Annotated in this window: 20 protein-coding genes; 15 read left to right on the forward strand and 5 right to left on the reverse strand. The window is 66.5% G+C overall.

What is annotated here, in order from left to right; genetic code table 11:
* Nucleotides 1–8: 8 nt before the first annotated feature.
* Nucleotides 9–1,655 (reverse strand): malonate decarboxylase subunit alpha, encoded by a 1,647-nt coding sequence (gene mdcA / locus ACYQOP_RS17270; RefSeq protein ID WP_461223218.1) that lies wholly within the window; start codon nt 1,653–1,655, stop codon nt 9–11.
* A 299-nt stretch (nt 1,656–1,954) separates the two neighbouring features.
* On the opposite strand from mdcA, the gene ACYQOP_RS17275 reads away from it, so the two are divergent.
* The 6 genes from ACYQOP_RS17275 to ACYQOP_RS17300 all read left to right on the forward strand — a co-directional run bounded on the left by ACYQOP_RS17275 (nt 1,955) and on the right by ACYQOP_RS17300 (nt 8,544).
* Complete coding sequence (locus ACYQOP_RS17275; protein WP_207411974.1) at nt 1,955–2,623, forward strand: GntR family transcriptional regulator; 669 nt, start codon at nt 1,955–1,957, stop codon at nt 2,621–2,623.
* Nucleotides 2,624–2,791: 168 nt separating this feature from the next.
* Nucleotides 2,792–3,781 carry a S41 family peptidase gene (locus ACYQOP_RS17280; RefSeq protein WP_461223219.1) on the forward strand — a complete coding sequence of 330 codons (990 nt, stop codon included), beginning with the start codon at nt 2,792–2,794 and terminating at the stop codon, nt 3,779–3,781.
* Nucleotides 3,782–3,933: 152 nt separating this feature from the next.
* Nucleotides 3,934–4,296: a hypothetical protein gene (locus ACYQOP_RS17285; protein WP_461223221.1), complete on the forward strand. Its 363-nt coding sequence runs from the start codon at nt 3,934–3,936 to the stop codon at nt 4,294–4,296.
* A 42-nt stretch (nt 4,297–4,338) separates the two neighbouring features.
* On the forward strand, nt 4,339–5,727 hold the full coding sequence (locus ACYQOP_RS17290; RefSeq protein ID WP_461223222.1) for a PepSY-associated TM helix domain-containing protein: 1,389 nt from the start codon (nt 4,339–4,341) through the stop codon (nt 5,725–5,727).
* Nucleotides 5,728–5,752: 25 nt separating this feature from the next.
* Nucleotides 5,753–6,163, forward strand: a complete 411-nt coding sequence (locus tag ACYQOP_RS17295) for a hypothetical protein (RefSeq protein WP_461223224.1) — start codon at nt 5,753–5,755, stop codon at nt 6,161–6,163.
* A gap of 62 nt (nt 6,164–6,225) precedes the next feature.
* Nucleotides 6,226–8,544 (forward strand): TonB-dependent receptor family protein, encoded by a 2,319-nt coding sequence (locus tag ACYQOP_RS17300; RefSeq protein ID WP_461223226.1) that lies wholly within the window; start codon nt 6,226–6,228, stop codon nt 8,542–8,544.
* Nucleotides 8,545–8,623: 79 nt separating this feature from the next.
* On the opposite strand, the gene ACYQOP_RS17305 is transcribed toward ACYQOP_RS17300, so the two are convergent.
* Nucleotides 8,624–10,840 (reverse strand): TonB-dependent siderophore receptor, encoded by a 2,217-nt coding sequence (locus ACYQOP_RS17305; protein ID WP_461223228.1) that lies wholly within the window; start codon nt 10,838–10,840, stop codon nt 8,624–8,626.
* Nucleotides 10,841–11,315: 475 nt separating this feature from the next.
* On the opposite strand from ACYQOP_RS17305, the gene ACYQOP_RS17310 reads away from it, so the two are divergent.
* From ACYQOP_RS17310 to ACYQOP_RS17335, 6 genes are all read left to right on the forward strand, one after another.
* Complete coding sequence (locus ACYQOP_RS17310; protein ID WP_056427226.1) at nt 11,316–12,113, forward strand: lytic murein transglycosylase; 798 nt, start codon at nt 11,316–11,318, stop codon at nt 12,111–12,113.
* A 154-nt stretch (nt 12,114–12,267) separates the two neighbouring features.
* The gene (locus ACYQOP_RS17315) at nt 12,268–12,729 is read left to right on the forward strand and encodes a DUF4126 family protein (protein ID WP_207411948.1); all 462 of its coding nucleotides are present in this window, start codon (nt 12,268–12,270) and stop codon (nt 12,727–12,729) included.
* A gap of 418 nt (nt 12,730–13,147) precedes the next feature.
* Nucleotides 13,148–13,528 carry a response regulator gene (locus tag ACYQOP_RS17320; protein ID WP_056427231.1) on the forward strand — a complete coding sequence of 127 codons (381 nt, stop codon included), beginning with the start codon at nt 13,148–13,150 and terminating at the stop codon, nt 13,526–13,528.
* An 84-nt stretch (nt 13,529–13,612) separates the two neighbouring features.
* Nucleotides 13,613–15,523 carry an AI-2E family transporter gene (locus tag ACYQOP_RS17325; RefSeq protein ID WP_056427234.1) on the forward strand — a complete coding sequence of 637 codons (1,911 nt, stop codon included), beginning with the start codon at nt 13,613–13,615 and terminating at the stop codon, nt 15,521–15,523.
* Nucleotides 15,524–15,527: 4 nt separating this feature from the next.
* Nucleotides 15,528–16,916 (forward strand): pentapeptide repeat-containing protein, encoded by a 1,389-nt coding sequence (locus ACYQOP_RS17330; RefSeq protein WP_461223230.1) that lies wholly within the window; start codon nt 15,528–15,530, stop codon nt 16,914–16,916.
* A 68-nt stretch (nt 16,917–16,984) separates the two neighbouring features.
* Nucleotides 16,985–19,963, forward strand: coding sequence for a response regulator (locus tag ACYQOP_RS17335; protein WP_461223232.1), 2,979 nt, complete (start codon nt 16,985–16,987; stop codon nt 19,961–19,963).
* 139 nt (nt 19,964–20,102) lie between these two features.
* Here the strand turns inward: ACYQOP_RS17335 and ACYQOP_RS17340 are convergent, their stop codons facing one another.
* Nucleotides 20,103–20,435: a hypothetical protein gene (locus tag ACYQOP_RS17340; RefSeq protein ID WP_056427239.1), complete on the reverse strand. Its 333-nt coding sequence runs from the start codon at nt 20,433–20,435 to the stop codon at nt 20,103–20,105.
* Nucleotides 20,436–20,552: 117 nt separating this feature from the next.
* Nucleotides 20,553–20,750, reverse strand: a complete 198-nt coding sequence (locus ACYQOP_RS17345; protein ID WP_056427242.1) for a hypothetical protein — start codon at nt 20,748–20,750, stop codon at nt 20,553–20,555.
* Nucleotides 20,751–21,023: 273 nt separating this feature from the next.
* Between ACYQOP_RS17345 and ACYQOP_RS17350 the strand changes: the two genes are divergently transcribed.
* The 3 genes from ACYQOP_RS17350 (at nt 21,024) to ACYQOP_RS17360 (ending at nt 24,173) form a co-directional block, all read left to right on the forward strand.
* Complete coding sequence (locus ACYQOP_RS17350; protein WP_461223234.1) at nt 21,024–21,935, forward strand: glycosyltransferase; 912 nt, start codon at nt 21,024–21,026, stop codon at nt 21,933–21,935.
* 246 nt (nt 21,936–22,181) lie between these two features.
* Nucleotides 22,182–23,156 carry a GDP-mannose 4,6-dehydratase gene (locus ACYQOP_RS17355; RefSeq protein WP_461223235.1) on the forward strand — a complete coding sequence of 325 codons (975 nt, stop codon included), beginning with the start codon at nt 22,182–22,184 and terminating at the stop codon, nt 23,154–23,156.
* Between the two features lie 84 nt (nt 23,157–23,240).
* Nucleotides 23,241–24,173 (forward strand): GDP-mannose 4,6-dehydratase, encoded by a 933-nt coding sequence (locus ACYQOP_RS17360; RefSeq protein WP_461223237.1) that lies wholly within the window; start codon nt 23,241–23,243, stop codon nt 24,171–24,173.
* 39 nt (nt 24,174–24,212) lie between these two features.
* On the opposite strand, the gene ACYQOP_RS17365 is transcribed toward ACYQOP_RS17360, so the two are convergent.
* The gene (locus ACYQOP_RS17365) at nt 24,213–26,117 is read right to left on the reverse strand and encodes a glycosyltransferase family 4 protein (protein WP_461223239.1); all 1,905 of its coding nucleotides are present in this window, start codon (nt 26,115–26,117) and stop codon (nt 24,213–24,215) included.
* Nucleotides 26,118–26,123 lie beyond the last annotated feature (6 nt).

The raw sequence follows: 26,123 nt of genomic DNA on the forward strand, positions 1-26,123 counted from the left end.
GCGCTCCCTCACCAGTTCCGGAACTTGGCCGGCGGCTCGTAGAGGCCGCCCGACCAGTGCACGAGGTCCTTGATCGACCGCGCCGCCAGGAGCGAACGGTCGGCGTCCAGGGGATCGATGCCGAGATCCTCCGGCCGGCGGATGATTTTTCGCGCCCGCAGGGACTCGACCATGGCGTTGTCGCGGCCGCGCCCGACATCGGTGTAGCCGGCGACCCCGCGGATCGCCTGCTCGCGCTCGTCGAGCGTCCGGCACAGGAGCAGGTTGGCGATACCCTCTTCCGTGACGATGTGGGTCACGTCGTCGGCGTAGACCATGACGGGGGCGAGTTCGAGATCGAGCTTGCGCGCCAGTTCGAGAGCGTCGAGCCGCTCCACAAAGGCCGGGACCAGCTTGTCGCCGAAGGTCTCGACCAGCTGCACCACGAGCTTGCGGCCCCGGCGTAGCGCCGGATCGCCGGTGTCGCCGGCCTCCTCGCCGGCCTTCATCCAGGGGTCCGAGGGGTGGCGCCTGCCATGGGGATCGGAGCCCATGTTCGGCGCGCCGCCGAACCCCGCCACCCGGTTGGTGGTGACGGTGGAGGAATTACCTTGGAGATCGATCTGCAGGGTCGAACCGATGAAGAGATCGCAGGCATAGAGCCCCGCCGTCTGGCAGAAGGCGCGGTTGGAGCGCAGGCTTCCGTCGGAGCCGGTGAAGAACACGTCCGGCCGCTCGCGGATGTAGCGGTCCATCCCGACTTCCGAGCCGAAACAGTGGATCTGCTCGACCCAACCCGATTCGATGGCCGGGATCAGGCTCGGATGCGGGTTGAGTGCCCAGTGGGTGGCGATCTTGCCCTTGAGACCGAGCCGCTCGGCGAAGGTCGGCAGCAGCAATTCGATGGCGGCGGTGCCGAAGCCGATGCCGTGGTTGAGCCGGCGGATGCCGTATTCGGCATAGATGCCCTTGATCGCCATCATGGCCATCAGGATCTGCGTCTCGGTGACCGCCGCCGGATCGCGGGTGAAGAGCGGCTCCACGTAGAACGGCCTGTCGGCCTCGACCACGAAATCCACCCGGTCGCCGGGGATGTCGACACGGGGAACACGGTCGACGATTGCGTTCACCTGCGCGATCACGACGCCGTTCTTGAAGGCGGTCGCCTCCACCACCGTCGGCGTGTCCTCGGTGTTGGGGCCGGTATAGAGGTTGCCGTCACGATCCGCCGAGACGCCCGCGATGAGGGCGACGTTGGGTGTGAGATCGATGAAGTAGCGCGCGAAGAGTTCGAGATAGGTGTGCACCGCGCCGAGCGCGATCTGCCCGCCATAGAGCATCCGGGCGATGCGAGCGCCCTGCGGCCCGGAATAGGAATAGTCCAGGCGCCGGGCGATGCCCTGCTCGAAAATGTCGAGATGCTCGGGCAGCACGATGCCGGATTGGACCATGTGCAGGTCGTGGACCCGCGCCGGGTCGCAGGCGCTCAAGCCCCTCGCGAGGCAATCCGCCTGTTTCTGGTTATCGCCTTCGAGGCAGACCCGGTCGCCCGGCAGCAGCACCGCTTCCAGCAGGTCGACCACCGCCGAAGCGGGCACGACTTTGCCCTCGGCATGGGCGCGGCCGCGCTCGATCCGCGCGTCCCTGGCATTCCGCTGCACCCGCCAATCGGCCATCCGATCCGCCTCTCGTCATCCGGCCCCGCATCGGCGGCGACCGTGGGAACGCGCGGCCAGCGATAGGTCGCGGACCGTCTCGTATCGCGCCATGCGTACCCCGTCTGGCGACCAAGTCAATTCTGGGTATACCGATATGGGTTATCGGCGAGGTAAAGAATACGAGATGGCGATAAGACGAGGCCTCGGCATTCCGGGCGTGCTAGGATCCTCCCTCTCCCGCTTGACGATCCGCCCCATCTGGGACGAGGGACATCGTGAGGCGGGCCGGCAACGCAAGCGGGGAGGGGACGACGATCATGGACGGCATCGCCGAGGAGCGGGGGCTTCTCTCCGACCTGATCCGCAACGCCCTGACCGACGAGATCGCCGCCGGCACCCTGAGCGCGGGCACGGCCCTCGACGAACAGGACCTCGCCGACCGCTTCGGCGCTTCCCGGACGCCGGTGCGGGAGGCGTTGCGCCAGCTCGCCTTCAACGGGCTCGTGGAGTTGCGCCCGCGCCGGGGCGTCGTCGTCACCCGGATGACGCCGGAGCGGATCATGGACATGTTCGAGGCCACCGCCGAGTTCGAGGCGATGTGCGTGCGCCTCGCCACCTACCGGATGACGCCGCTCGAGCGCAGCCACCTCATGGACCTGCATGCCCAATCGGAGGCGATGGTGGAGGCGGGCGATGTGGACGCCTACGACACGCTGAACCGCGGTTTCCACGAGGCCCTCTACGGCGCCACCCATAACGGCTTCCTGCTGGAACAAGCGCTCGCCTTGCGCACACGGCTCTCGGGGTTTCGCCGTACGCAGCTGCGCCATGGCGAGCGGATCCGGACCTCCCGCGCCGAGCACGGCGAGATCCTGGCCGCCATCGCCGAGGGCGACGGCGACGCCGCCGCGAGGCGGATGCGCGCCCACATGCTCAACGCCGCCAGCGCCATCGGCCATTACATCGCCGAACATGCCGGCGCGTGAAGCGATCAATCGCGACGGCGGACGGGATGGGTTCCGCCAGTCGTACTTTGGTTTGGAATTTGCTCCGGGCCAGCGGCGGCCTTCGACCCTTGCGAGAAGTCGGGCGACCCTGCTGGCCATTGTCCAAGGCGGACAATATGGTTGCCGGGAGTAGTTGGAGGTTTAGCCATGCGCCGTTGCCGATCTGTTGTCGCAGCCGTCTTTTGCACAACTGTACTGGCGATCATGGCGGCACCCTCCATTTCCAAAGCCGACACGTCAACGGAAAGCTTGAAGCGTGCGCCCCTCGCCCAGGACACGGTCAGGAAAGTCGTGAACGGCATCGCCGCCGAACTGAGAGAAGGATACGTATTCCCCGATCTGGGAAAGCAGGCCGCGGATGCAATCCAACGTGATCTGGATGCCCATGCCTATGCGAAGGCGAGCGATCCCGGCGAGTTCGCCACGCAACTCACCGAACGCCTGCGGTCGCTGACCAGCGACAACCACGTGAGGGTGATCCATGGCGATCCCTTCGCGAACCGGCCCAAGCCTTTGGACATGCGAGGGGCCGGCTTTCAGGTGAAGCGGTTGGCTGGCAATGTCGGATACATCCACCTCGCCAGCTTCATTCCGCCCGGGGATTTCAAGCCGGCCGCCGACAAGGCGATGCAGGACCTATCGGACACCGCTGCGCTCATCGTCGACATGCGCGACAATGGCGGCGGCCATCCGGCTTCCGTCGCCTACCTCGTCAGCTTCTTTCTCGATCCAAGCCAGCGCGTTCACATCAATGATCTGATCTGGCGCAATCGCGGGACGACGAGTTTCCGAACGGAGTCGTTCTGGAGTTCGCCCACCCGCGTGAGCTACCTCGGCAAGCCGGTCTACGTGTTGGTCGGTCCCAAGACATATTCGGCAGGCGAGGAGTTCGCCTACGATCTACAGGCCTTGAAACGCGCGACCATCGTCGGTGAGAAAACGCGCGGGGGCGCCAATCCGGGTGGCCTCAACGAGCTCGGCTCGGATTTCTTCGTCGTCGTGCCGACCGGCAGGGCAGCGAATCCGATAACGGGCGGCAACTGGGGCGGTGTCGGCGTGAGCCCGAATGTGGCGGCCACCTCCGAGGTCACGCAAGAAGCGGCGCTGGCTTTGGCGACGCGCGACAGCAAGTTGTAGGGCCGGCACGTGCACTTTCAGCTCGTCCTTTCGGGAAAGCAGAAAGGAAAGACATCACCCGCTCCGTCGCCCACAGCCATACCGCACACCGAGACACCACCGATCCGCGCGCCACGTTGACGGCGCGCGAACCCGTGCCGTAAGGCCTCATCATGCGGAAGCTCTCGCCAGGGACGGCCGGCCTGCGCGCGATCATCGCCATGATCGCGCTCTACGGCCTGTGTCTCCAGGCCTTCCTCGGCACGATGGCGCCACCGGCCCCGGCGGGATGGGAAAGCGCCCTCTGCGGGCATGACGCACCGGACGATCCCACCGATGCGAGCCCGGCCTGCGCGCATGCGTGCTGCACGGCGGCCCATGCGGGACCGCAGGCGCCGGGACAGGACACGGCCTTCGCGACGGTGGTCTGGCAGGCCCGCCCCGCCCCGCTTCCGCCACGTCCGGATGTGGTGGTCCCCGCCGCGCGGGCACCGCCCGACCAATCCATCGGATCGCGAGGTCCGCCTTCCGCCTGAGAGATCAGACCGTTTCGATCGCTCAGACCCGGATTGACCCCGATGACCCCATCGTCCCAGGGCGGCGCCCACGCATTTCGCGGGGCCGACGCCATGCGCGCGTCGCGCGACGGCATCTATCGCGCCGTCTGGCGCTGGCACTTCTACGCCGGCCTGCTGTGCCTGCCCTTCCTCGTCCTGCTCTCGACGACCGGCGCGATCTACCTGTTCAAGGACGAGATCAACGCCACGCTCTTCGCCCACCGGACCGAGGTGGCGGCGCAGAACCGGGCGCCCGTGAGCGCGAGCCGCCTCGTCTACACCGCCTCCGAAGCGGTTCCGGGCGGTGTGCCGGTCTCCTTCACCGGCCCGGCCTCCGCGACCGCCTCCACCCTCGTGACCATGAGGGAGGGCGGCAGCCGGATTCAGGTCTACCTCGACCCCTACAACGCCGACGTCCTCGACGTCGTGAACACCGAGAACGACCCGATGATGGTGGTGAGGCGCCTGCACAGCCTCAGCTATTTCGGCACGGTCGCCAACGGGATCGTGGAGGTGGTGGCAGGCTTCGCGATCATCCTCGTCGTCACCGGCACCTATCTGTGGTGGCCGCGCGGGCAAGGGGGTGGTGTCGTGACAGTCCGGGCGAGGCCGTCCAAGCGCGTCTGGTGGCGGGACCTCCACGCGGTGACCGGGCTCGTGGCCGGCGCCGGCCTGTTCTTCCTCGCGATCACCGGCCTGCCCTGGTCGGTCTGGTGGGGCCAGCAGGTCCGCGCCCTGTCCAACGAGGCGGGGCTCGGCCAGCCGCGCGCCCTGTGGGCGGGGAGGGCGGTGTCCGCCGTGCCGATGAAGGACCGGCTGACCCAGGCGGGCTGGACCATGGAGGACGCGCCGATGCCGGTCTCGCAACCGGCGGACGCGCCCGCCATCGGCCTCGACCGGGCCCTGGCCATCCTCGACGGCCTCGGCATGCCACGCGGCTACGAGGTCGCGCTGCCCGAGGGACCCACTGGCATCTATGCCGCCGCGATCTACCCGCGCGACGTCGACCGCCAGCGGCTGATCTCCCTCGACCAATATACCGGCGCCCCTCTGGTGGACGTGGCCTTCGCCGATCTCGGCGGCGTCGGGCAGGCGATCCAGTACGGAATCGGCCTGCACAAGGGCGAGTATTGGGGCCGCCTGAACCAGTTGGCGATGCTCGCCTTCTGCCTCGCCACGATGCTGCTCAGCGTCACAGCCGGAACCATGTGGTGGAAGCGGCGGCCGGCGGGCGGTCTCGGCGTCCCGCCCTGGCCGCGCGACCGCCGGATCGCCGCCACGGTCACCGCCCTGGTCCTCGGGCTGGGCGCGCTGTTTCCACTGACCGGCCTCGCCATCCTCGCCATGATCGGGCTCGACTTCGGCATCCAGGCCCTCCGGCGCCAAGCGCGGCGACCGGCGGCGGCCTGATCCGAGCGACGCGGGGACCGCGCCCGTGACCGACCTCATCCGCCAATTTCGCGCCCTGCGCGCCATGCGCCTCTGCCTCGGCAGCGGGTTGATCCTGCTCGCCCTGTGGGGACAGGCGATCGCACCGCTGGCCGGCTTGCGGATGATGGCGGACCACGCCGTAGCGGGAACCTCGGTCGACCCGCTCGTGCTCTCGGCGATCTGCGGTCATGCGGAGGGCTCCCCCGCCATCGGGGATCAGTCTCCCGCCGCGCCGGCCTGCAAGGCCTGCCCGCTCTGCGCGGTCGGGCTGTCGAGCCCACTCGTTCCCCAAGCGCCATCGGTGGCGCGGCGCCAGGGATGGCACGCGCTGGCCTGGCCGATCCCGCCGCCATCCGAGCCGGCCCGTCCGCATCGCCCGGCCGGCCAGCCGCGCGCACCGCCGACCGCGTCCTGATCCAGCGCGCGCCGTCTCCCCACGGCGCATCCCCTCTGCCGCGATCCGGAATGCTCCCCTCGATGTCATCCTCCCGTTTTCCTCATGCCGCCCGCCGCATCGGCGCCCGGCATGCCCTCCTCGCCCTCGCCGCCCTGCCGCTCGCGAATGCCGACGCCCTGGCGCAAGCCGAGGACGGCGTCACGCTGCCGGAACTCTCCGTCGTCGGAGAGCCAGGCCGGAGCGGCTTCGGCGTCGCCTCGCCCCAGGGCTCGGCCCCCAGCGTCATCGAACAGCCCGTGGGGCAGGTGGTGACGCAGGTCGGGCGCAGCGGGACGATCGACAATCGCCCCGCCACGGATATCGGCTCGGTCCTCGTCAACAGCCCGGGCGTCACCGTGCGCCAGGGCAACGGCGCGCGCGACGTCGTCATCTCGATCCGGGGCAACAACGCCCGCTCCACCGGCGTCACCAAGAACATGGTGGTTCTGGAGGACGGGTTCATCCTGACGCAGCCGGACGGGGCCTCCCGCTTCGATCTCGTCGATCCGCGCGCCTATTCCCGCATCGACGTGTTCCGCGGTCCGCAATCGGCCCTGTTCGGCAATTACGCCACCGGCGGCGCGCTGGCCTTCCGGACGCGCACCGGCCGCGAGATCAACGGCTACGAGATCGGCACCGAGGCGGGCAGCTTCGGCTATCTGAGCAATTACTTCACCGTTGGCGGCGCCAGTGGTCCGGTGGAGATCAGCCTGTTCGCCAGCGACGCGCGCGGCAATGGCTACCAGGGCCATTCCTCCTACGACACCCAGACCATCAACCTGCTGGCGAGCTACACGCCCACCCCGGACAACCGCTTCACCCTGAAGGTGATCAACAACCAGGTGAACGCGGACCTTCCCGCCCGCTCCTCCCTCGACCAGTTCGGCATCAATCCCTACCAACGCGGCTGCGCGGCTGCGGCCACCGCCGCCCCGGGCTGCACGCTCACGAACCTGCGCATCAACGGGGCCTTCGGCGCCACCGTGCCCGTCACGGCGGACGAGGGCGCCTTCGGGCGTAAGGACCGCCGCACCATCGTGGCGGCGCGCTGGGAGCACGATATCGACGCGCAGACCACGTGGCGCACGCAGCTCGGCTTCGACGAGCGCAACTTCAACCAGCCCTTCTATACGTCCTCGTCGCGCGGCTCGTATCCGTCCTGGAACTTCCTCACCGACCTGACCCGGCGCGGCGACCTCTTCGGCCTGCCGGCGGTGGGCTACGTGGCGCTCGCCTACAACACCATCGACAACCACATCACGACCTTTAACCGCGCGCCCTATGGCGGACCGACGCTCGGCGCGCTGATCGGCGACCAGGAGGCCGTGCAATCGAATCTCGGCGGCCGCGCCCGGACGGAGGTCGCACTCTCGGATCAGTGGACGGGTGTCCTCGGCATCGCGGCGGAGAACACCACCATCACCGGGCGCAACCTCGCCTACGGCTATTCGGCGGCGGGACGGACGACGACGGTGGCGACGACCGACCGCAGCTTCCTCAACGTCGCGCCCGAACTGGCCCTGGTCTACCGGCCGAACGCAGCCTGGGCGTTCCGGGGGCGGGCCGCCACGGGCTACACCACGCCGGCGGCGAGCAACCTGTTCATCACCCCCGCCGGCCTTCCGGGCAGCAACACCCAGCTCCAGACCCAGGAGAATCTCGGCTTCGATCTCGGCGCCGACTGGACTCCGACAGAAAATCTGCGCCTCAGCCTGACCGGTTTCTACGAGTTCTTCCGCAACGAGCTCGTGTCGCAATCCCCCGGCGCCGGGCTGCTGAGCTACACGTTCAACGCCCCGGCCTCGGAGCATCGCGGCATCGAGTTCGCGGCCGACTGGGCCTTCTCACCCGGATGGCGCGCGGTCGCCGCCTACACGTTCGACGACCAGATCTATACGACATATACCGAGCAACTCAGCGCCGGAGCCTTCACCGAAAGGTTCGACCGGGCCGGCAACGCCATCCCGGGCGTGCCCGCCCACCAGCTCCTCGCCCGTATCGGCTACGACCAGCCGACAGGGCCGCTCGCCGGCCTCGGTGCCTATGTGGAAGCGGTGGTCCAGGATGGCTTCTTCCTCGACAACGCCAACCAGTTGAAGGCGCCGGGTTACACCGTCGTCAATGCCAACGTGCATTACGCGGCCGACCTCACCGGCGGCTACGCCAAGCGCATCAGCCTCTATGCGGAAGTCCGCAACGTCTTCGACGAGACCTACATCTCCTCGGCCCAGAACCTCGCGAACTCCCTCAGCGCCACGAGCGGCCTGCAGAACGGTGCGGGCGTGCTCGCCGCCACCACGGGCTCGGTCTTCGCCGGGGCGCCGCGCAACGTGGTCGCCGGGATGAGGCTGTCCTTCTGAAAACGCCGACGGGCCGGATAGGGCATCCGGCCCGTCATTGTCGGGACGATCGCGGGGTCAGCGCCTCAGCGGACCCTTGTCACCACGTCACGCGCGCGGTCACCAGGGCCTGGAACGGCTCGCCCACCGCCACCAGCAGGTTGCTGGCCGCCGATGACGTATAATAGGTCTCGTCGAACAGGTTCTTGAGGTTGAGCTGGATCGTTGTCGCCCGACCGTTCACCGCCGTGCGATAGGCCAGGAAGGCATCGCTGACGAGGTAGTGGGGCATGGTGAAGGTGTTGGCGGCATCGCCCGGCCGCTCGCCGATGTAACGGGTACCGAAGCCGGCCTCGAGGAAACCGGGGCCGAGGCGCAGCGAGCCGAGCTCGCCCTCCCGCGTCACCGCGCCGAACTGGTGGGTGAGGAAGGCGGAGGCCGTCACGCGCGGCGTGTTCTGAAGCTCCTTGCCCGCGAGGATGGGATCCTCGGTCACGAGGGCCTGGGTGAAGCCGTAGCTGCCGATCACCGCCCAATCGGGCAGGATCTGGCCGGCGAAATCGAGTTCGAACCCGCGCGAACGGGCCTTGCCGGCGGTGGTGGCGAGCCGTGCCCCGTCCACCACCTGGGTGACCAGCACATTGGCCTTCTCGACATCGAACATGGCTCCCGTCACGGTGAGGCCGGGGCCGAGATCCGCCTTCACACCGACCTCGTAGGCCTCGCCTTCCTCGGGGGCGAGGGAGCCGTTGGTCTCCAGATCGGTGACGTTGGGTCGGAACGAGCGGCTGAAGCTGCCATAGAGCGAGAGATCGGGCGTCAGCTTGTAGACGATCCCGGCACGCGGGACCGGCTGCACGCCGTTGATGTCGGTGGTGACCACGGACGGTCGTCCGGCATAGGCGAGCTGATCGTAGATCTGCGCGCTGATTCCGGCCACCAGGATGAGCTGGTCGGTGAGGTGGAACGAGTCCTGGAGATAGAGGCTGGTGTTGTTGAGCCGGTCGCGGACGTCACTCCCCGTGAGCGAAACCTGGCTCGACGGGCCGAGGCGATCATAGATCGGGTCGAAGACGTTGAAGCCGCCCTGGTTCGCTCCGCGAATGGTGGTCTTGCGGAAGTAATCCACCCGCTCGTACATCGCGCCGGCCAGGATGTCGTGCCGCAGGCCGAACGTGTCGACCCGTCCGGTCAGGTCGAGGCGTGCCACATGCGCGTTGAAGTCGCCGCCCTGGGTCGAGTCGGCCCTTCGGGTCAGCATGCCCCTCTCGGCATTGTACGAGACCGCGCGGACCTGATTGTCGTCGTAGCCGAGATGGCTGAAGCTGTAGCCGAAATGCAGCCGCCAATCGTCGTTGAAGCGATGCTCGATGTCGAGGCTGGCGAGATGGCTGGTGGCGTCGACGCTGCTGAAGCGTTCGTCGAAGCGGCGGTCGCGCGGGACCTTCAGGGGACGGCCGGTGCGCGGATCGAAGATGGTGCCGCGGTCGAATGGAATATTATAATGCGAGAACTCGTAGGCCACCGTCACCTTGGTGTCGTCGCCCTTCCAGGTGAGTGATGGTGCCACGACCTGTCGTTCGATCGCTCCGAAATTGCGCCAGTATTGATAATCCTGGAAATCGCCGACCACCCGATAGGCGAGGTTGGTGCCTTCGATCGGCCCGGTCACGTCGGCCTGGACGAGACCGCCGCCGAAGCTCGTCCCGGTGATGCCGAGGGCGCCGTGTGACGTGAATTCGGGACGCTTCGAGACGAGGTTGATGAGACCTCCGGGCTCCGAGATGCCGTAAAGCAGGGAGGCGGGCCCTTTCAGCACCTCCACCTGCTCGATGGCGTAATTGAAGTTCTGCTGCAGGACCGTACGGCGGCCATCCCGCAGGATCGAGCTGTCTCGCGTGGTCCCGAATCCGCGCCGGATCACGCCTTCCTGCGTGCCCCCGAGGCTGTTGGCCTGGGCGGTGCCGCTGACGTTCCGCAGGGCCTCGTCGAGGGAGAGGACGGCCTGGTCGCGCAGGACCGTGGCGGGCACCACGGCGATGTTGGCGGGCGTGTCGAGGAGCGAGGTGTCCGACCCGGCCCCGAAACTTGTGCGCCGGGGCTGATACCCGATGGTCCTCCGGCCATCGCCGTCGACGGTGATCTGATCGAGGGACACGGCCATCGGGGACGCGGCCTGCACCACGGGGCCGTTCTGGGCCCAGGCCGTGTCCGCGAGGACGAGGGCGGCTCCGCCCGCCAGCAACCACGGCAAGCGGTTGGCGGCTCGGCGGTCGAGCCCCACCGCGTTTGTCAGGCATCCTGTTTGGTCTTGCATTGTCGGCTCCGGAAACACTCCGGGATCACAAGTATTACCAATGATATATTCTGACAATATCCAGTAGAAACATTGTAATTCTTCTAAATATGCAATTTAGTGATAAATAAATAGGTGATATTTTTCATATTAACCGATATTTCATGCGTCAGTAAATTTCCACTGCTTTGTCTTGCATGCATAATAGCCTGCTTATCGACGGCGCAAGGCGATGTGCGTCCGATCGCATCCCCCTCGGAGGCGAGCGGAATCGAGCGCATCGCGGAGTCGGCGGATTGTGCAACGCTGCCGGATCGAGCTCAGGCAGGGCACTCGCGGACGGTCAGGGTGGTAACCGTAAGATCACATCTTGTCGGGAACTGGGACCGGGCGCCCCGACACCTCAGCAAGGTTGTAGCCTTCCCATGCGGAACGGCTTAGGGCGATCGGCAAAGCTGGCGGTCTCCTGAGAGCTGCCGCGACGAAGGAGTTTCGGATGACCAGACGCGGCTACAAGGGAGCCATCATCGCCGCCGGCCTCGGTGCCCTGGCCTGCATGGCCGGCACGGCGCAGGCGGCCCAATGCGGCAACACGGCCAGCGGTTTCGAGGCGTGGAAGACCCAGTTCGCGCAGGAAGCGAAGGGACGCGCCAGCGCCGCGAGCCTCGCCGCCCTTATGGAGACCTCCTATTCCGGCGCCACCATTTCTGCCGACCGGGGCCAGAAGAGCTTCCGCCTGACCCTCGACCAGTTCCTGGCCAAGCGCGGCGGCCCCACCATCGTCGCGCGCGGCCGCAAGCTGAAACAGACCAACGCGGCGTTGTTCGCCTCGATCGAGCAGCGCTACGGCGTGCCGGCCGGCCCGCTCCTGGCGATCTGGGGCATGGAGACGGGCTTCGGCGCCGTTCGCGGTAATATCAATACGCTCTCCGCCGTGGCGACCCTCGCCTACGATTGCCGCCGTTCGGACTTCTTCACCGACCAGCTCTACGCGGCCCTCACCCTCGTCGATCGTGGAATCCTCAACGCCTCGACCCGCGGCGCCGCCCATGGCGAGGTCGGCCACACCCAGTTCCTGCCCAAGAACGTGCTGACCTACAGCACCGGCGGAAGCCTCGACAGCGCCCCCAACGCGCTCAACGCCACCGCGAACTTCCTCAAGGGCCACGGCTGGAGGGCCGGAGCCGGTTACCAGCCGGGCGAGCCGAACTTCGCGGCCATCCAGGGATGGAACGCCGCCACCGTCTACCAGAAGGCGATTGCCCAGCTCGGACGCCAGATCGACGGCGAATAACGGATTTTCGGGGCCCTGCGGGGCCCCGTTTTCGTTCGGTCCAGCCGCTGGTATCAGGGACACGCGCGGCGCCGCTTCCCTAAGCCCACCTTGACTTGGCCCGTGCCCGGTCGATCTTCCGGCTTCGACGATGGCGTCGCAGCAGGAAAACTCCATGGCCGGGATCGTTCTCGCGGGATTGATCGGGATGGTGGCGGGACTGCGGACCTTGACCGCGCCGGCGGCCGTCGCCTGGGCGGCGCATCTCGGTTGGATCTCCCTCGACGGGAGCTGGCTCGCCTTTCTCGGCTACCGCTCGACGGCCGTCATCCTCACCCTTCTCGCGCTCGCCGAGTTCGTCACGGACACGCTTCCCGCCACGCCGAGCCGCACCGTGCCCGTGCAGTTCGCCGCGCGGATCGCGAGCGGCGCCCTTTGCGGCGGTGCGATCGGGACGGGCCTCGGACAGCCCGTCGCCGGAGCCCTGGCGGGCGCGGCGGGCGCCGTCATCGGAACGCTGGTCGGCTCCCGGGCGAGGGCGTGGATGGCCGCCTCCTTCGGTTCGGACCGGCCGGCCGCCTTCATCGAGGATGCCGTCGCCGTCATCGCTGCGATCCTCGTCACGAGCGCAATTTAGCACCGCGTCCGGGCTTCGCCTCCCGGCCCCGCCGACGGATTCGATCTCTTCCGCCTTGCCGCTTCGTATCTCGTCCGTGACGGACGATAGAATTGTCGGCATCGAGGACCGGAAGCGCGATTGGTGCGTTGCAGTTCATCGTCACGCCTGACACCAGGACGCTCCGCCGTGGGGAGCGACCATCCGGGGCCGGGCGAGGAGAGGGCGATGACCTTTGCACCCCTCCGCCGCACGGCCGGACATATCCGGCTCCAGCCGGCGGCGGAGGGGGCAGGGACGTCGTGGCCGGGCCGGCAGGCACGGAGACCGATGTCTTCAACACGAATGGTCGTGCGAGAGGGATCCAGGCCTCCCGAACGAACGATCACGCAAGCGCAGGCCCGAAGAGTCGGGTCGAGATGATGCCGGAGTTCCGTTGATGGCCAAGATCCTACTGGTGGAAGATCATGAAGAGATCTGGGACTTCCTGTCCCGCCGTCTCAAGCGACGTGGCTACGACGTCATCCTGGCCCATGACGGCGAGGCCGGCGTGCAGCAGGCCCGCGCCGGACGGCCGGACGTGATCCTTCTCGATATGAACCTGCCCATCCTCGACGGCTGGTCGGCGGCCCGCGCCCTGAAATCCAGCGGCGACACCCGGGACATCCCGATCATCGCGCTCACCGCCCACGCCATGCTGGGCGACCGCGACAAGGCGATCCAGGCCGGCTGCGACGATTACCATCCCAAGCCCATCGACTTCTCCAAGCTCCTCACCCAGATCGGCGCGGCTTTGGGCGGCACAGAAACGCCGGCCTGACCGACGGTCCGATCCAGGACTTCGCGCGTCCCGTCGGGACGGGGCTTCCACTGACACGCGTCGAGACGAGAAGACCCATCCTCCATGAGTGACGATCCCATCACCGCGCGCCTGATGCGGCAGGCGATGCCGGTGTTCACGATCCTGGCCTCGTGCCTGCTGGTCGTCACCATCGCGTCGATGCTATATTTCGGCCGCGACATCATCGTACCCGTGGTCCTGGCGATCCTCCTCAGCTTCGTCCTGGTGCCCGCCGTGCGCGTGCTGAGGCGGGCGATGGTGCCGCGCGCCGCGGCGGCGCCCCTCGTGGTGGTGGCGGCTTTCGCGGCGATCATCGGGGTCGGGCTGCTCATCACCACCGAGGCGGGCCAGCTCGCCTCCGACCTGCCGCGCTACCAGATCACCATCCGCGAGAAGATCGCCTCGGTGAAGGAGGCGACCTCGGGCAGCGGAACCCTGTCTCGCATCGTCGACATGGTGCAGGACCTCGGCGAGGAACTGCAGCCCGCGGCCCCGAAGGACGAAGATCTTCCGGGCCGATCGGGCAGCCGCGCCAACCCGCTCCACGTGGTGGTCGCGACCCCGCAGGCTGCCCTCGCCACGACGCTCGGCGCCTTCGTCGGACCGATCCTGCACCCGCTCGCCACCGCCGGCCTGATCCTCCTCTTCACGATCTTCATCCTGCTGCAGCGGGAAGACCTGCGGAACCGCGCCATCCGGCTCGCCGGCTCGGGCGACCTGCGCCGCACCACGGCGGCCATCGACGACGCCACGAGCCGGCTGAGCCGGTTCTTCCTGGCGCAGCTCGCCCTCAACATCGCCTTTGGCGCGGTCATCGGCACCGGCCTCTGGTTCATCGGGGTGCCGAGCCCGATCCTCTTCGGCGTGCTGGCGGCGATCCTGCGCTTCGTGCCCTATATCGGCGGCGCGATCAGCGCCCTGCTGCCCCTGATCCTGGCCGCTGCGGTGGATCCCGGCTGGTCGATGGTCATCGCCACCGCGCTCCTGTTCCTCATCGTCGAGCCCATCGCCGGCCATGTGGTCGAACCGCTGCTCTACGGCCATTCCACCGGCCTCTCGCCGCTGGCGGTCATCCTGGCGGCCACGGTGTGGACCTTCCTCTGGGGACCGATCGGCCTCGTCCTCGCGACGCCGATCACGGTCTGTCTCGTCGTCCTCGGCCGCCACGTGGACCGGCTCTGGTTCCTCGACGTCATCCTCGGCGACCAGCCCGCCTTGGCGCCGCCCGAAATCTTCTACCAGCGCATGCTCGCCGGAGACCCGGCCGAGGCGATCGAGCAGGGCCGGCAGGTGCTGAAGGCGCGGGCGCTGGTGACCTATTACGACGAGGTCGTGCTGGCGGGCCTTCGCCTCGCGCAGGACGACCTCGCCCGCGGGGCCCTCGACCGGTCGCGCCAGAGCGAGGTCGGCGCGGCGATCCGCACCGTGGTCGACAGGCTCAAGCTCGCGCCGATCAAGCGGTCGGGCTCCGCCGCGAATGCCGAAGCGGCGGCGGCCATCGCCGCCGCCGGACCGGATCGCAGCAGCGCCGGCATCGTTCTGGCGCGGGACGATCTCGCTGCGAACTGGCGCGGCACCACCCCGATCCTCTGCGTCTCGAGCCGCGGTCCCTTCGACGAGGCGGCGACCCTGATGCTGAGCCAGATCCTCGGTCGCCATGGTCTGGCCGCCCAGATGACCTCGCTGGCCGACCTGCGCGCCGACAAGCGGCCGGAGCGCACCGACGAGATTGCGATGATCTGCTTCTCCTATCTCGAACCGGTCAGCCTCTCGCAGATCCGCCTCACCGTCCGCCAGGCCCGCAAGGAGCTTCCCGGTGTGAAGGTGCTCGTCGGGTTCTGGCGCGAGCGCGACCCTTCGACCCTCGACCGCCTTCGCCGGACCACCTCCGCCGACGTGCTGGTGACCTCCCTCAACGATGCCCTCGACGCGGCCCTGCGCTATGCCGCGCCGGAGCGGGCGGGACGCGGCTGAGGCCATGACCGCTCGCGACCCCGCCCATTCTCATGCCGCCACCGATGGGCTTCTGGCCGGTATCACGGAGGCGGATGGGCGTCCTTTCCGCGCGGATGAGGACCGGCTCGCCTTGTCCGGCCTCCGGGCCGGGCGCGAGGAGCTGCTGGCGCGCATTCCGCCCGGCGAGGCGGCTCCCCCATGGTGGGACGGCAGGCATCGCGGCCTCGGCCTGTGCCGCGCGCATCTCGACGGAGCCGATCTCGTCGAGGCCGACCTGTCCGGCGCCAACCTGTCCGGCGCCTCCCTCGTCGGGGCGCTAGCGCGCTCGGCCCGGTTCGAAGGCGCGATCCTGGAGGAAGCGAATTTCAGCGAGGCCGATTGCAGCGGCGCGGATTTCACCGGCATCGTCGGCGGCGAAGCGCATTTCTCCGACGCCATGCTGGAGGACGCCAACTTCACGGGCGCGACGATGCGCTTCGCCCGGATGCAGCGTGCTCTGCTGGACGGCGCGACCTTCGCCCGCGCCGATCTCTGGGGAGCCGACTTCACCGGAGCGGATGCCGATTACAGCCGGTTCGATGGCGGCCGCCTCGATGAGGCGAACCTCTCCGACATGAACCTGACCTTCGCCAATTTCGACGGGGCGAGCCTCAAGAAGGCGCGTCTCACCGGCTCGCGCCTGCGCGGCGCCAGCCTCGCCGGCGTCGCCCTCGACGGGGCCGACCTGTCGGGGGCCGATCTGTCCGACACCAACCTCGTGCGCCTCAACCTGATGTCGTGCCGCCTGAATCATGCACGGTTCTCGGGTGCGCTCCTTACCGGTGTCCGCTTCCGGGTGGACCAGCTCGGCGGCGCGGTCGGTGAGGAGATCGCGGGCGAATACGAGGCCGCGCAGGCGAGCTATCTCGCCATCGAGCACAACATGAAGAGCATCGGCAGCCATGACGAGGCGAGCTGGGCCTACAAGCGCGGCCGGCGCATGGGCCGGCTCCATGCCGGCGCCGAGGCGCGGGCGGCCTGGGCCCGACGGACCCGGGCGCCCCAAACCTGGAAGCCCGTCCTGCAATCGGGATATCGCTGGGTCGCCGACCGGTTCGTGGAATGGCTGTGCGATTACGGGGAGAGCCTGTCGCGCATCGCCCGTGCCTTCGTGATCCTGATCTTCGTCTTCGGCGCCCTGTTCGGCATTGCCGGCGGGCTGATTCCCGAGGGCGGCAGCGGGAGCGCGACGTACAATCCCCTCGACCTCCTCAGCTACAGCGCCCTCAACATGATGACGGCGAACCCTCCCGAGATCGGCGTCAAGCCGGTCGGGAGGTTCACCAACCTCCTCGTCGGGATCGAAGGCGCCGCCGGGATCATCCTGATGGGCCTGTTCGGCTTCGTGCTGGGCAACCGGCTGCGACGATAGGCATTCGCCGGACGCGCCGTCCCCCGCACACCACCGATCTGTCATCGACATCACCGCGAGCCGCCCCGATGAGCACCCCGACCTCCTCCCGTCGCCTCTGGCGCTGGCGCAGCCCCAAGACGGTTCCCACCGCCCTGAAGGGGATCCCCGGCTCACCCGTCGCCTTCGCCCTGTTCGCGGTCGCCCTCATCGCGGGCCTCGCCAACTACGTGTTCGCCGAGCGCAGCCGAACGGAGGCCACCCGCCAGCACGACATCATCACGCTGAACGAGCGCCTGCTCTCGACCATGAAGGACCTCGAGACGGGTATGCGCGGCTACACCCTGACCGGGTTGCCGAACTACCTCACGCCCTACAAACGGGCGCTTGAGACCCTCGACGGACAGATCGGCGAGCTCGACCGGCTGGAATCGGAATCCGCCGACCCCGGAACCGCCCGGCGCCAGGAATTGCGGACCCTCATCACGGGTGAACGGGATTTCGCCCGCCGGGTGGTGGAAGCGCGGGATGCCAGCGGCTTCGAAGCGGCCGTGACCCTCGTCCGGACCGGGGAGGGCAAGCGCATGATGGACGGCATCCGCGAAGCCACCCGGGTCGGCCAGGACCATGCCCGCGACAGCCTCGCCCGCTCCGAGACGACGGAATTCTGGCGCGGGCTGATCCTGTCCCTCGTCTGCGCGGCCTCGGCCCTGGCTGCGATGGCGCTCCTCGGCCGCATCGCCCTGCTGCGCCGCCGTGACAGCCAGCGCATGACGGCTTTGCTCGACGGAGTCCTCGCCAACGCTCCCGTGGGCCTCGGCTTCCTCGACCACACCCTGTCGATCCGCCATATGAACCGCGCCCTGGAAACGATGAACGCGCGCGGATTCCAGGCGTCCCTCGGCGGACCGATCTGGGCCGCCCTCCCGGAACTCGAAGACTTGCTCCGTCCGAAATTCGAGGCGGCGCGCGACAACGGCCTGATCACGCCCGATATCGACGTCGCGGTGCCGACCCCGAGTGCGCCGGGCGGCGTCCGCCATCTCCAGATCAGCGTCTATCCGCTGCCAGGCGCGGCGGGCCTCTCCGACGGGACGGTGGACGGCGTCGGTTTCGTCGTCACCGACGAGACCCTGCGCAAGCTCACCGAGGAGCGCACGCGCCAGAGCGAGCAGCGCTTCCGCTCTCTCACCGAGGCTACCTCCTCCATCGTCTGGGCGACTCCGCCGGATGGCGGCTTCACGGTCGCGCCGTCCGAATGGACCCGCTTCACCGGCCAGACGCCGAAGGAGGCCGCCGGCCACGGCTTCCTCGCGGCGATCCACCCCGACGACCGCGAGAAGACGCAACTCGCCTGGGATCATGCGGTCACCCACGTCACCCTCTACGAGATCGAGCACCGCCTGCGCCGCCATGACGGCGTGTGGCGCTACATGGCCGTGCGCGGCGTCCCCATCCTCGACGAGGCGGGGACGGTCCGCGAATGGGTCGGCGCCCATACCGACATCACCGCGCGCAAGGAGGCCGAGCAGGCGCTGGAAGCCGCCAAGGAAGCGGCGGAGGAAGCCAACCGCGCGAAAAGCCAGTTCCTGGCCAATATGAGCCACGAGCTGCGCACGCCGCTCTCGGCGGTGATCGGCTATTCCGAGATGCTGCAGGAGGAGATGGAGGATCTTGGCCAGGAGAGCCTGCTCGCAGACATGCGCAAGATCGAGTCGAATGCCCGTCATCTCCTCGGCCTGATCAACGACGTCCTCGACCTCTCGAAGATCGAAGCCGAGCGGATGGAGATCTATGCCGAGGCCTTTCCCGTGGGCGAGATGGTGCGGGAAGTGGCCTCCACCGTGGACGCCCTCGTGGCCAAGAAGGGCAATACCCTCGTCCTCGATCTCGCGGACGATCTCGGCATCGCCCATACCGACCAGACCAAGCTGCGCCAGTGCTTGATCAACCTTCTCAGCAACGCGGCGAAATTCACCGAGAACGGGCAGATCACCCTCTCGGCCGTGCAGGAAGGCATCGCCGGGTCCACCTCACTGGTCTTCCGTGTGACGGATACCGGCATCGGCATGAGCCCGGAGCAGCAAGCCAAGCTGTTCGAGCGCTTCACCCAGGCGGATGCCTCGACGACGCGCCGCTTCGGCGGGACCGGCCTCGGCCTTGCCATCACGCGGGCCTTCGCCACCATGCTCGGCGGACAGATCGACGTGGCGAGCCGGGAAGGGGAGGGAACCACCTTCACCATCCGGATCCCCGCACAATACCGGGAGACCGCCACCGAGGCTCGGGAAGAGGCCCCCGACGGTTCCCCGGCGCAGCCGGCAGCCACGCCGAAGACCGGCGACCGGGTCCTGATCATCGACGACGACCCCGCCACGCGGGACCTGCTCACCCGCTTCCTCGAGAAGGAGGGCTTCCGGGTCGCGAGCGCGGCCGACGGCCGCGAGGGGCTGGAGCTCGCGCGCAGCCTGCGGCCCCGCGTGATCCTCCTCGACGTGACCATGCCGCGCATGGACGGCTGGTCGGTGCTGCGGGCCCTGCGCGCCGACCCCGATCTCGGGGCGACGCCGGTGATCATGGTGACGGTTCTCGACGAGCAGAGCCTCGCCTTCTCCCTCGGCGCCACCGACTACCTGCACAAGCCCATCGAATGGGGGCACCTGAAGGAGGCGATGGAGCGTTTCAAGGCAGGGGCGTCCGATGGGCCGGTGCTCGTCGTCGATGACGATGCCGACGTGCGCGAGCGGATGACCGCGATGCTCACCCGCGAGGGCTGGCGCGTGGCCTCGGCCGAGCATGGCCGGGCCGGGCTGGAAGCGGTGGCCGTGAAGAAACCCTGCCTGATCCTTCTCGACCTGATGATGCCGGAGATGGACGGGTTCGGCTTCCTGCGCGCGCTGCGGGCGAAACCGGAATGGCGCGACATCCCCGTCGTGGTGCTGACCGCCAAGGACGTCACCGCCGACGACCGTCGGCGTCTCGCCGGCCAGGCCGACCGAGTGCTGCAGAAGGGCCAGCTCAGCCTGTCCGACCTCTCCGACGCCCTCAGATCCCTCGTGGCCTCATAAAAAGGGTGGAGCTCAACTCCGACGCCGCGGCCGGCCGCGGCGTCGGCTCTGAAGCAGCGGGCGACGCCTCGATCCGCGGCCAGTGGTCCCCGTCGAACATTGGCGGTCATCCTCCGGCGGAGAGACGGTTCGCGTCGGCTCAGATCGACTCGTAGGCGAAGAGGAGCGTGATCGTGGACAGGCCGATGAGGCCGATGACGAAGCAGATATCGGCGATCCGCTCCAACCGGAGAGCGAAGGGACGGCCATCGTCGAGGCGCATCGAGAGATACGAAGCCGCCGCACTGGCGAGAAACAGGATCGCCGTCAGCGAAACGGCCTCGTCCACATGGCTCGGGCCGATCCGGGCCTCGGCGATCTTCACCAATCCCACCAGCGTCGTGCAGACCCCGATCATCGTTCCCGCAGCGGGCAGGATGTGCCGAGAGAGGGCGCGGGTGCCGTACCCGCCCTTCGGGCTTCGTCCGTTCATGCGGAACTCCGGCGCTTGGAGGGTCGAGACCGCACGATCGCTGTCCCGTCGAGACCTGGGCACGACGACAGCGAAACGGGAAGGCCGGCCGGACATTTCCGGCCGGACGGCGAGCGGTCAGGTCGGGTTCTGCGGATCGATGGTTCCCGCTTCGGTCTCGGTTTCGCCGCCGGGGGCTTCGTCGAAGGCCTGCATCCAAGCCGCGTGATCGTCGCTTCCCTCGGAATAGGGGCAGCTTTCGCGTGTCCTGCCGTAGAGGCGGGCGTTCCGCCCCTTGATGAAAGGGCTGTCGCTTGCGGTGGCGCCGTCGCTCATGGTTCGTGTCCCATTCCGGATGTTGCTGGAACCTGGGAAACGCGGCAGCGGCGGTGAGGATCGATTGCGCCGTCACCCTGCGACGAAAAACCCGCCGCGGCGTGAGCCGGGCGGGTGAAGGGAGAGTCTCTTAGCTGAACCATAACGGGCTCGCTCGCGGCAGGTTCCGTCATTCGCCCGGACGAACCGTTTCCCGCGACGCGACGTCCGCAGCTTGCGCGGCGCTCACCGGAATGGCAGTCCCGCCTCTACGTGCCGCAACGGGAAGCCACCTTGTCCGCGCAAACGCAGACGATAGCCGGGATCGTCATTTATCATCCCGACCAAGCGAACCTTCTCCGTCTCGTCGGCGTGCTGGCGCCCGACGTACGGGAAATCGTGATCTATGCGAATTCCGCATTCTCCCAGCAGGACGAGGCAACCCTCCGCGCGGCGGCACACGGGACGGATCTGTCCGTGATGCGCCCCGGCAGCAATCTCGGCCTCGGTGCCGCCTATAACGCGCTTCTGGATCATACCCGCCAGCAGGGCGCCAATTTCCTGTTCCTTCTCGATCAGGATAGCCTGCCAGAAGAGGGCACGATCCCACGGCTCGCAGCACTTCATGGACATCTGTATGCAGCGGGCGAACGCCCCGCCATCGTTGGCCCGCGACCGACGGATTGGTCCGGCAAGCCTCTGAGGGCGCCCCCGGTTGAGGCGAGCGACAATGACGAGGCGCATGTCACGCGTGTGCAGTTCGTCATCTCCTCGGGCTCCCTCGTGGATTGCGAGGCAGCGCTGCCGATCGGCCCCTTCCGCGCGGATTTCTTCATCGACGCCATCGACATCGAGTGGTGCATGCGCGCCAATCACCTCGGCTACTCGATCTGGATGGCGGACGATGTCCTGATGGCGCATGAACTCGGGCGCGGCCTGATCCGGCTCCCTTTCGGCCTCTTACTCACCGACCAGCCGCCGCGGCGGCTCTACACCTTCCTGCGCAACCAATTGGCGATGCTCCGCATGGCGCACGTGCCGCTCGCCCACAAAGCCAAGACACTGTTGGCCCTCCCCCTGCGCGTCGTCGCATACCTCGTCCATAACCGCTTCTCGAGGGAGACACGGAATGCTCTCTGGCACGGCCTGATCGACGGGGCCCGCGGCAAGCTCGAAACGCGAGAGAGCGTGCTCGGGAAACCTTGATAAAAAAACCCGGCATACCAGAATTTGGCTAAATCTTTACTACAAACCACGTTTTATATTTATCATTACTGAATTTATCTAATTAGAATCATGCGCCATGAGATTTAAAGCGTAGTGAACTCTTGAAACAATGCTCCGTAACAGGCAATTGCGTTGCACGCACCAACCTCGTAAATCCTTCTGACGTTCGATGCCTCATTCACCCGCGGCGGTTTGTGACCGCGCCGTTCTGGGATCTGCAAGATTATGGCGAAGAAGGCCCTCATTACCGGCATCACCGGTCAGGACGGTGCGTACCTGTCCAAACTCCTTCTGGACAAGGGGTACGAGGTCTCGGGGCTCGTCCGCCGCTCCAGCACGGCGGAGGTGAACGATGTACGCTTGAAATGGCTCGGCATCGAGAAGGACATCCGACTCATCGACGGCGACCTGCTCGATCTCTCGGCGATCCTGCGGACGGTGCAGGAGGTTCGACCGGACGAGATTTATAATCTGGCCGCGCAGTCGTTCGTGAAGTCGTCGTGGCAGCAGCCCCTCCTGACGGGGGCCGTCACCGGCCTCGGTGTCGGAAACGTGCTCGAAGCCTGCCGCCTGCAATGCCCGGACGCCCGTTTCTACCAAGCCTCGTCCTCCGAGATGTATGGCCTCGTCCAGCAGGAGATGCAGTCGGAGACGACGCCGTTCTATCCCCGCTCACCCTATGCCGTGGCCAAGCTCTACGGTCATTGGATCACGGTGAACTATCGCGAGAGCTTCGGTCTCCATGCGTCGAGCGGCATCCTGTTCAACCACGAATCACCCCTGCGGGGCATCGAATTCGTCACCCGCAAGGTCACCGACGGCGTCGCGCGTATCAAACTCGGCCTCCAGAACGAGCTCCGGCTCGGAAACATCGATGCCCGGCGCGATTGGGGTCATTCGCGCGACTATGTCGAAGCCATGTGGCTGATGCTGCAACAGGACGTCGCCGATGACTACGTCGTCGCCACAGGCCGGACGGTGACGGTCCGTGACATGTGCCGGATCGCCTTCGAGCATGCTGGCCTTTCCATGAACGATTATCTCGTCATCGATCCGGCGCTCTATCGGCCAGCCGAAGTCGACATCCTCCTCGGCCAGCCTGCAAAGGCTCAGGCCAAGCTCGGATGGAAGGCGAAAACGACATTGGAAGAGATGATCGTGGAGATGGTCGATGCCGATTTGGCACGCGTACGGCGCTGAGATTATCATGCGTTCTCAAGTTTCGTTCACGCGGGACATGAATTTCGGTCTCCGGACTGATTGCTGGCCGGAGCGCCCGGCTCAATGACGCGGATCGTTGCCGTAACAGGATCATCCGGCTTCGTCGGACAGTGGATGATGCGCCAACTCGATGAGGCTGACGCCGCTTGCGGGGTCAGCTTCTTTGAGGGCGGCCATGGCGACATGCGGGATGTAGCTCAGGTCAATGATGCGGTTGCACGACTAAAACCGCACGCAATCGTGCATCTTGCGGCAATCGCCGCCCCAGCGAGAGCGAAAGACGACATCCGGACGGCGTTTGACGTCAACCTTCTTGGAACCTTGAACCTCGCCCAGGCCATTCTCACGCACTCTCCGCAGACCCGTCTCGTTTTTGCAGGAAGCTCGGAGGTCTATGGACGCAGCTTCAACCGCTCCGTCACCGCGATCTGCGAGGACGCGCCGCTGGAGCCGACTTCCGCCTACGGTGTCACAAAGGCATCGGCCGATATCCTGTTAGGGCAACTCAGTGGGGAGGGGCTCGATGTCGTGCGCATGCGGCCCTTCAACCACACAGGCCCCGGTCAGACAGATGCTTACGTGGTTTCGTCCTTTGCGCGACAGATCGCCCGTATAGAGCAGGGCCTGCAACAGCCGGTCATGAAGGTTGGTAACCTGCTCGCGGAACGGGACTTCCTCGATGTGAGAGACGTGGTGAGGGCCTACGTTATGGCGGCTAAGGTTGAGGATTCTACACTTCAGGGCCGGGCCATCAACCTCGCGAGCGGAGTGGGAATAAAGATCTCGGAGATTCTCAAGATTCTCGTATCGCTGAGCCCTGCGGAAATTGTGGTTGAGCAGGATCCGGCACGGATGCGGCCCTTAGAGATCGCCCGGTCGGTAGGCGACCCCTCGGCAGCACTTCATTTACTGGGATGGTCACCGACGATTCCGCTTCGGAAAACTCTGTCGGACGTCTTGTCCTACTGGCGAGACGAGATTGCGCGCCGGCCATAAGGGTGGAAGACGACCATAACAGGTCGTTTTAGCAATCTGTCATAACTTTCGAATGCGTTTCTGGAGAAACGTAGTCAGTTGTCGGGCAAGGACTCGCACCGCCGCCGCTAGGCCGTAAGCGGACCATGTCGTCCGGAAGGATCGGGTTGCGATGGTGACCCTGTTGGCGGCGCCGAACCATGCCTCGCGCCCTGCATCTTCGAGCAGCGTCACTGGCGTTTCTGGGCGACGTCTACCTCCATCGGGCTTCGCCCAATGAAATCTCCCGGCGCCTTCGTTCGTCTCGACATCCGCAAGACCTCTGCGCAGTGCCAATGCCGTATTTCGCCATGTAAAACGGCGACGAATCAGGCGCATTCCAGCCAATCCAACTTCTCTCCGGCGTCGATCGCCGAGATCGTAGGCCTCGCGCATGCGCGCGACGAGGTCTCCCACATTCGGCTCCCACCAATGCCCAACATCGGAGAACCCCATATCGGAGTAATCGGCCAGTGCCTGTCGTCCTCCATAGAAGAGTGCACCCGGATAGGCGAACTCCCTCGAAGCGCCGTAATCGGCAAAAATCGACGGTGTGCCGCATGCCAGGGACTCGGCAGTTACAAAGCCGAATCCTTCACTCCGGGCGGTCGATAGCACCACGTCGACACCACGGTAGATTGCTGCGATGTCACCATCGCTCAGCGAGCCGACGATTTCCCATACACTGATCCCATCTTGCGGCCGCTCAGAGATGGCAAAAGGGCCACGACGAATCGCTGCCGCGGAACTCCCGGTGAAGGCTCCTTTCAGGGCCGTTCCCATCACAATTAAACGGGTCAATGGGCGCTCAATCCGAAACAGCCGCCAAGCTTCAAGACATACATCAAGCCCCTTGCGGTGCTGATTGTGAGCAAACCATAAGAAGGTCGTCTCGTCGTAGGCACGATGAGAGGTGCCCCAGGGATGAAACACGTCCGTATCAACACCGAGAGGAACGTGCCGGACGTTACTGAAGCCGGCGGAGCGAAAGACCTCGGCATTCCAGGCGGAGGCGACGAAGACCGCCCTGTAACGCTCTTCGAATCCAGCCCAGCTGGACGGCAACCTGTCCGTCTCCCACACAGAATATAAATAATCGAAGGGACGCAGGCCAGGGTGGGCGAAGGACAACCGCGGCGCACGGATGTCGAGGATACCGCAACGATCGAGTTCCTCGCGAAGATTGCGCTTCACGCGTCCCCAGGAACTGGTGTCGTTTGGATGAGGACTGTTTAGGCGCACGCCATGCGTCGATAGAGATCGTATATCGTCGAGCCCGGCGGTGGGATTTGAAATTGTTTCAGGCCTCGTGAGGGTGATGCTGATCCTTGGTAGGGAAGCGCAGGCATACCCTGCATCGCGCAATCGAAGGCCCAGCCCGGCACTGAATCCGACGAGATCCTGCTGCAGAACGGTGACGTCGAGGTTATCGAGAGCGGACATGCGCAGGAGAGCGCAGGTAAGGAGGCAGTAATCTGCCTCCAAACGATTCGGGGCGGGGTCGACGACATCAGGGTCGGGACCTAAGCGGCCGTGGCGAAGATCCCAACCCGAGCGCTGCGCCTCGATCCTGCTGCCGTTTCGGTCGGTGATGACAAGGGCGGGCGACACGATCGCCAAGCCCGGATCTGCCTGCATCTCTGAGAGAAGGACGGTCACCAGAGAGGGCGCTCCCTCTGCGTTACCGTCAATGAGAAGAAGGAAGGTTGCGGACCTCGATCGTGCGACCCGATGCGTGAGATCCCATAGCTCCTTGAAGGACAGATCCGCCTCGACAGAAGCACATTCGATATCGAGCGTGCGGCAAAGCCGGGCTATGTCGTCGCTGGCCGGCCCTTCGAGAACTAGAATCTGCCCGTGCGGCGCATCAATCGTCGCGAGAATTCTGGACAGATCCTCCCTTCTCTGAGGCGTGATGACGACCACCAGGAG

Source organism: Methylobacterium sp. CM6247, assembly GCF_054817925.1.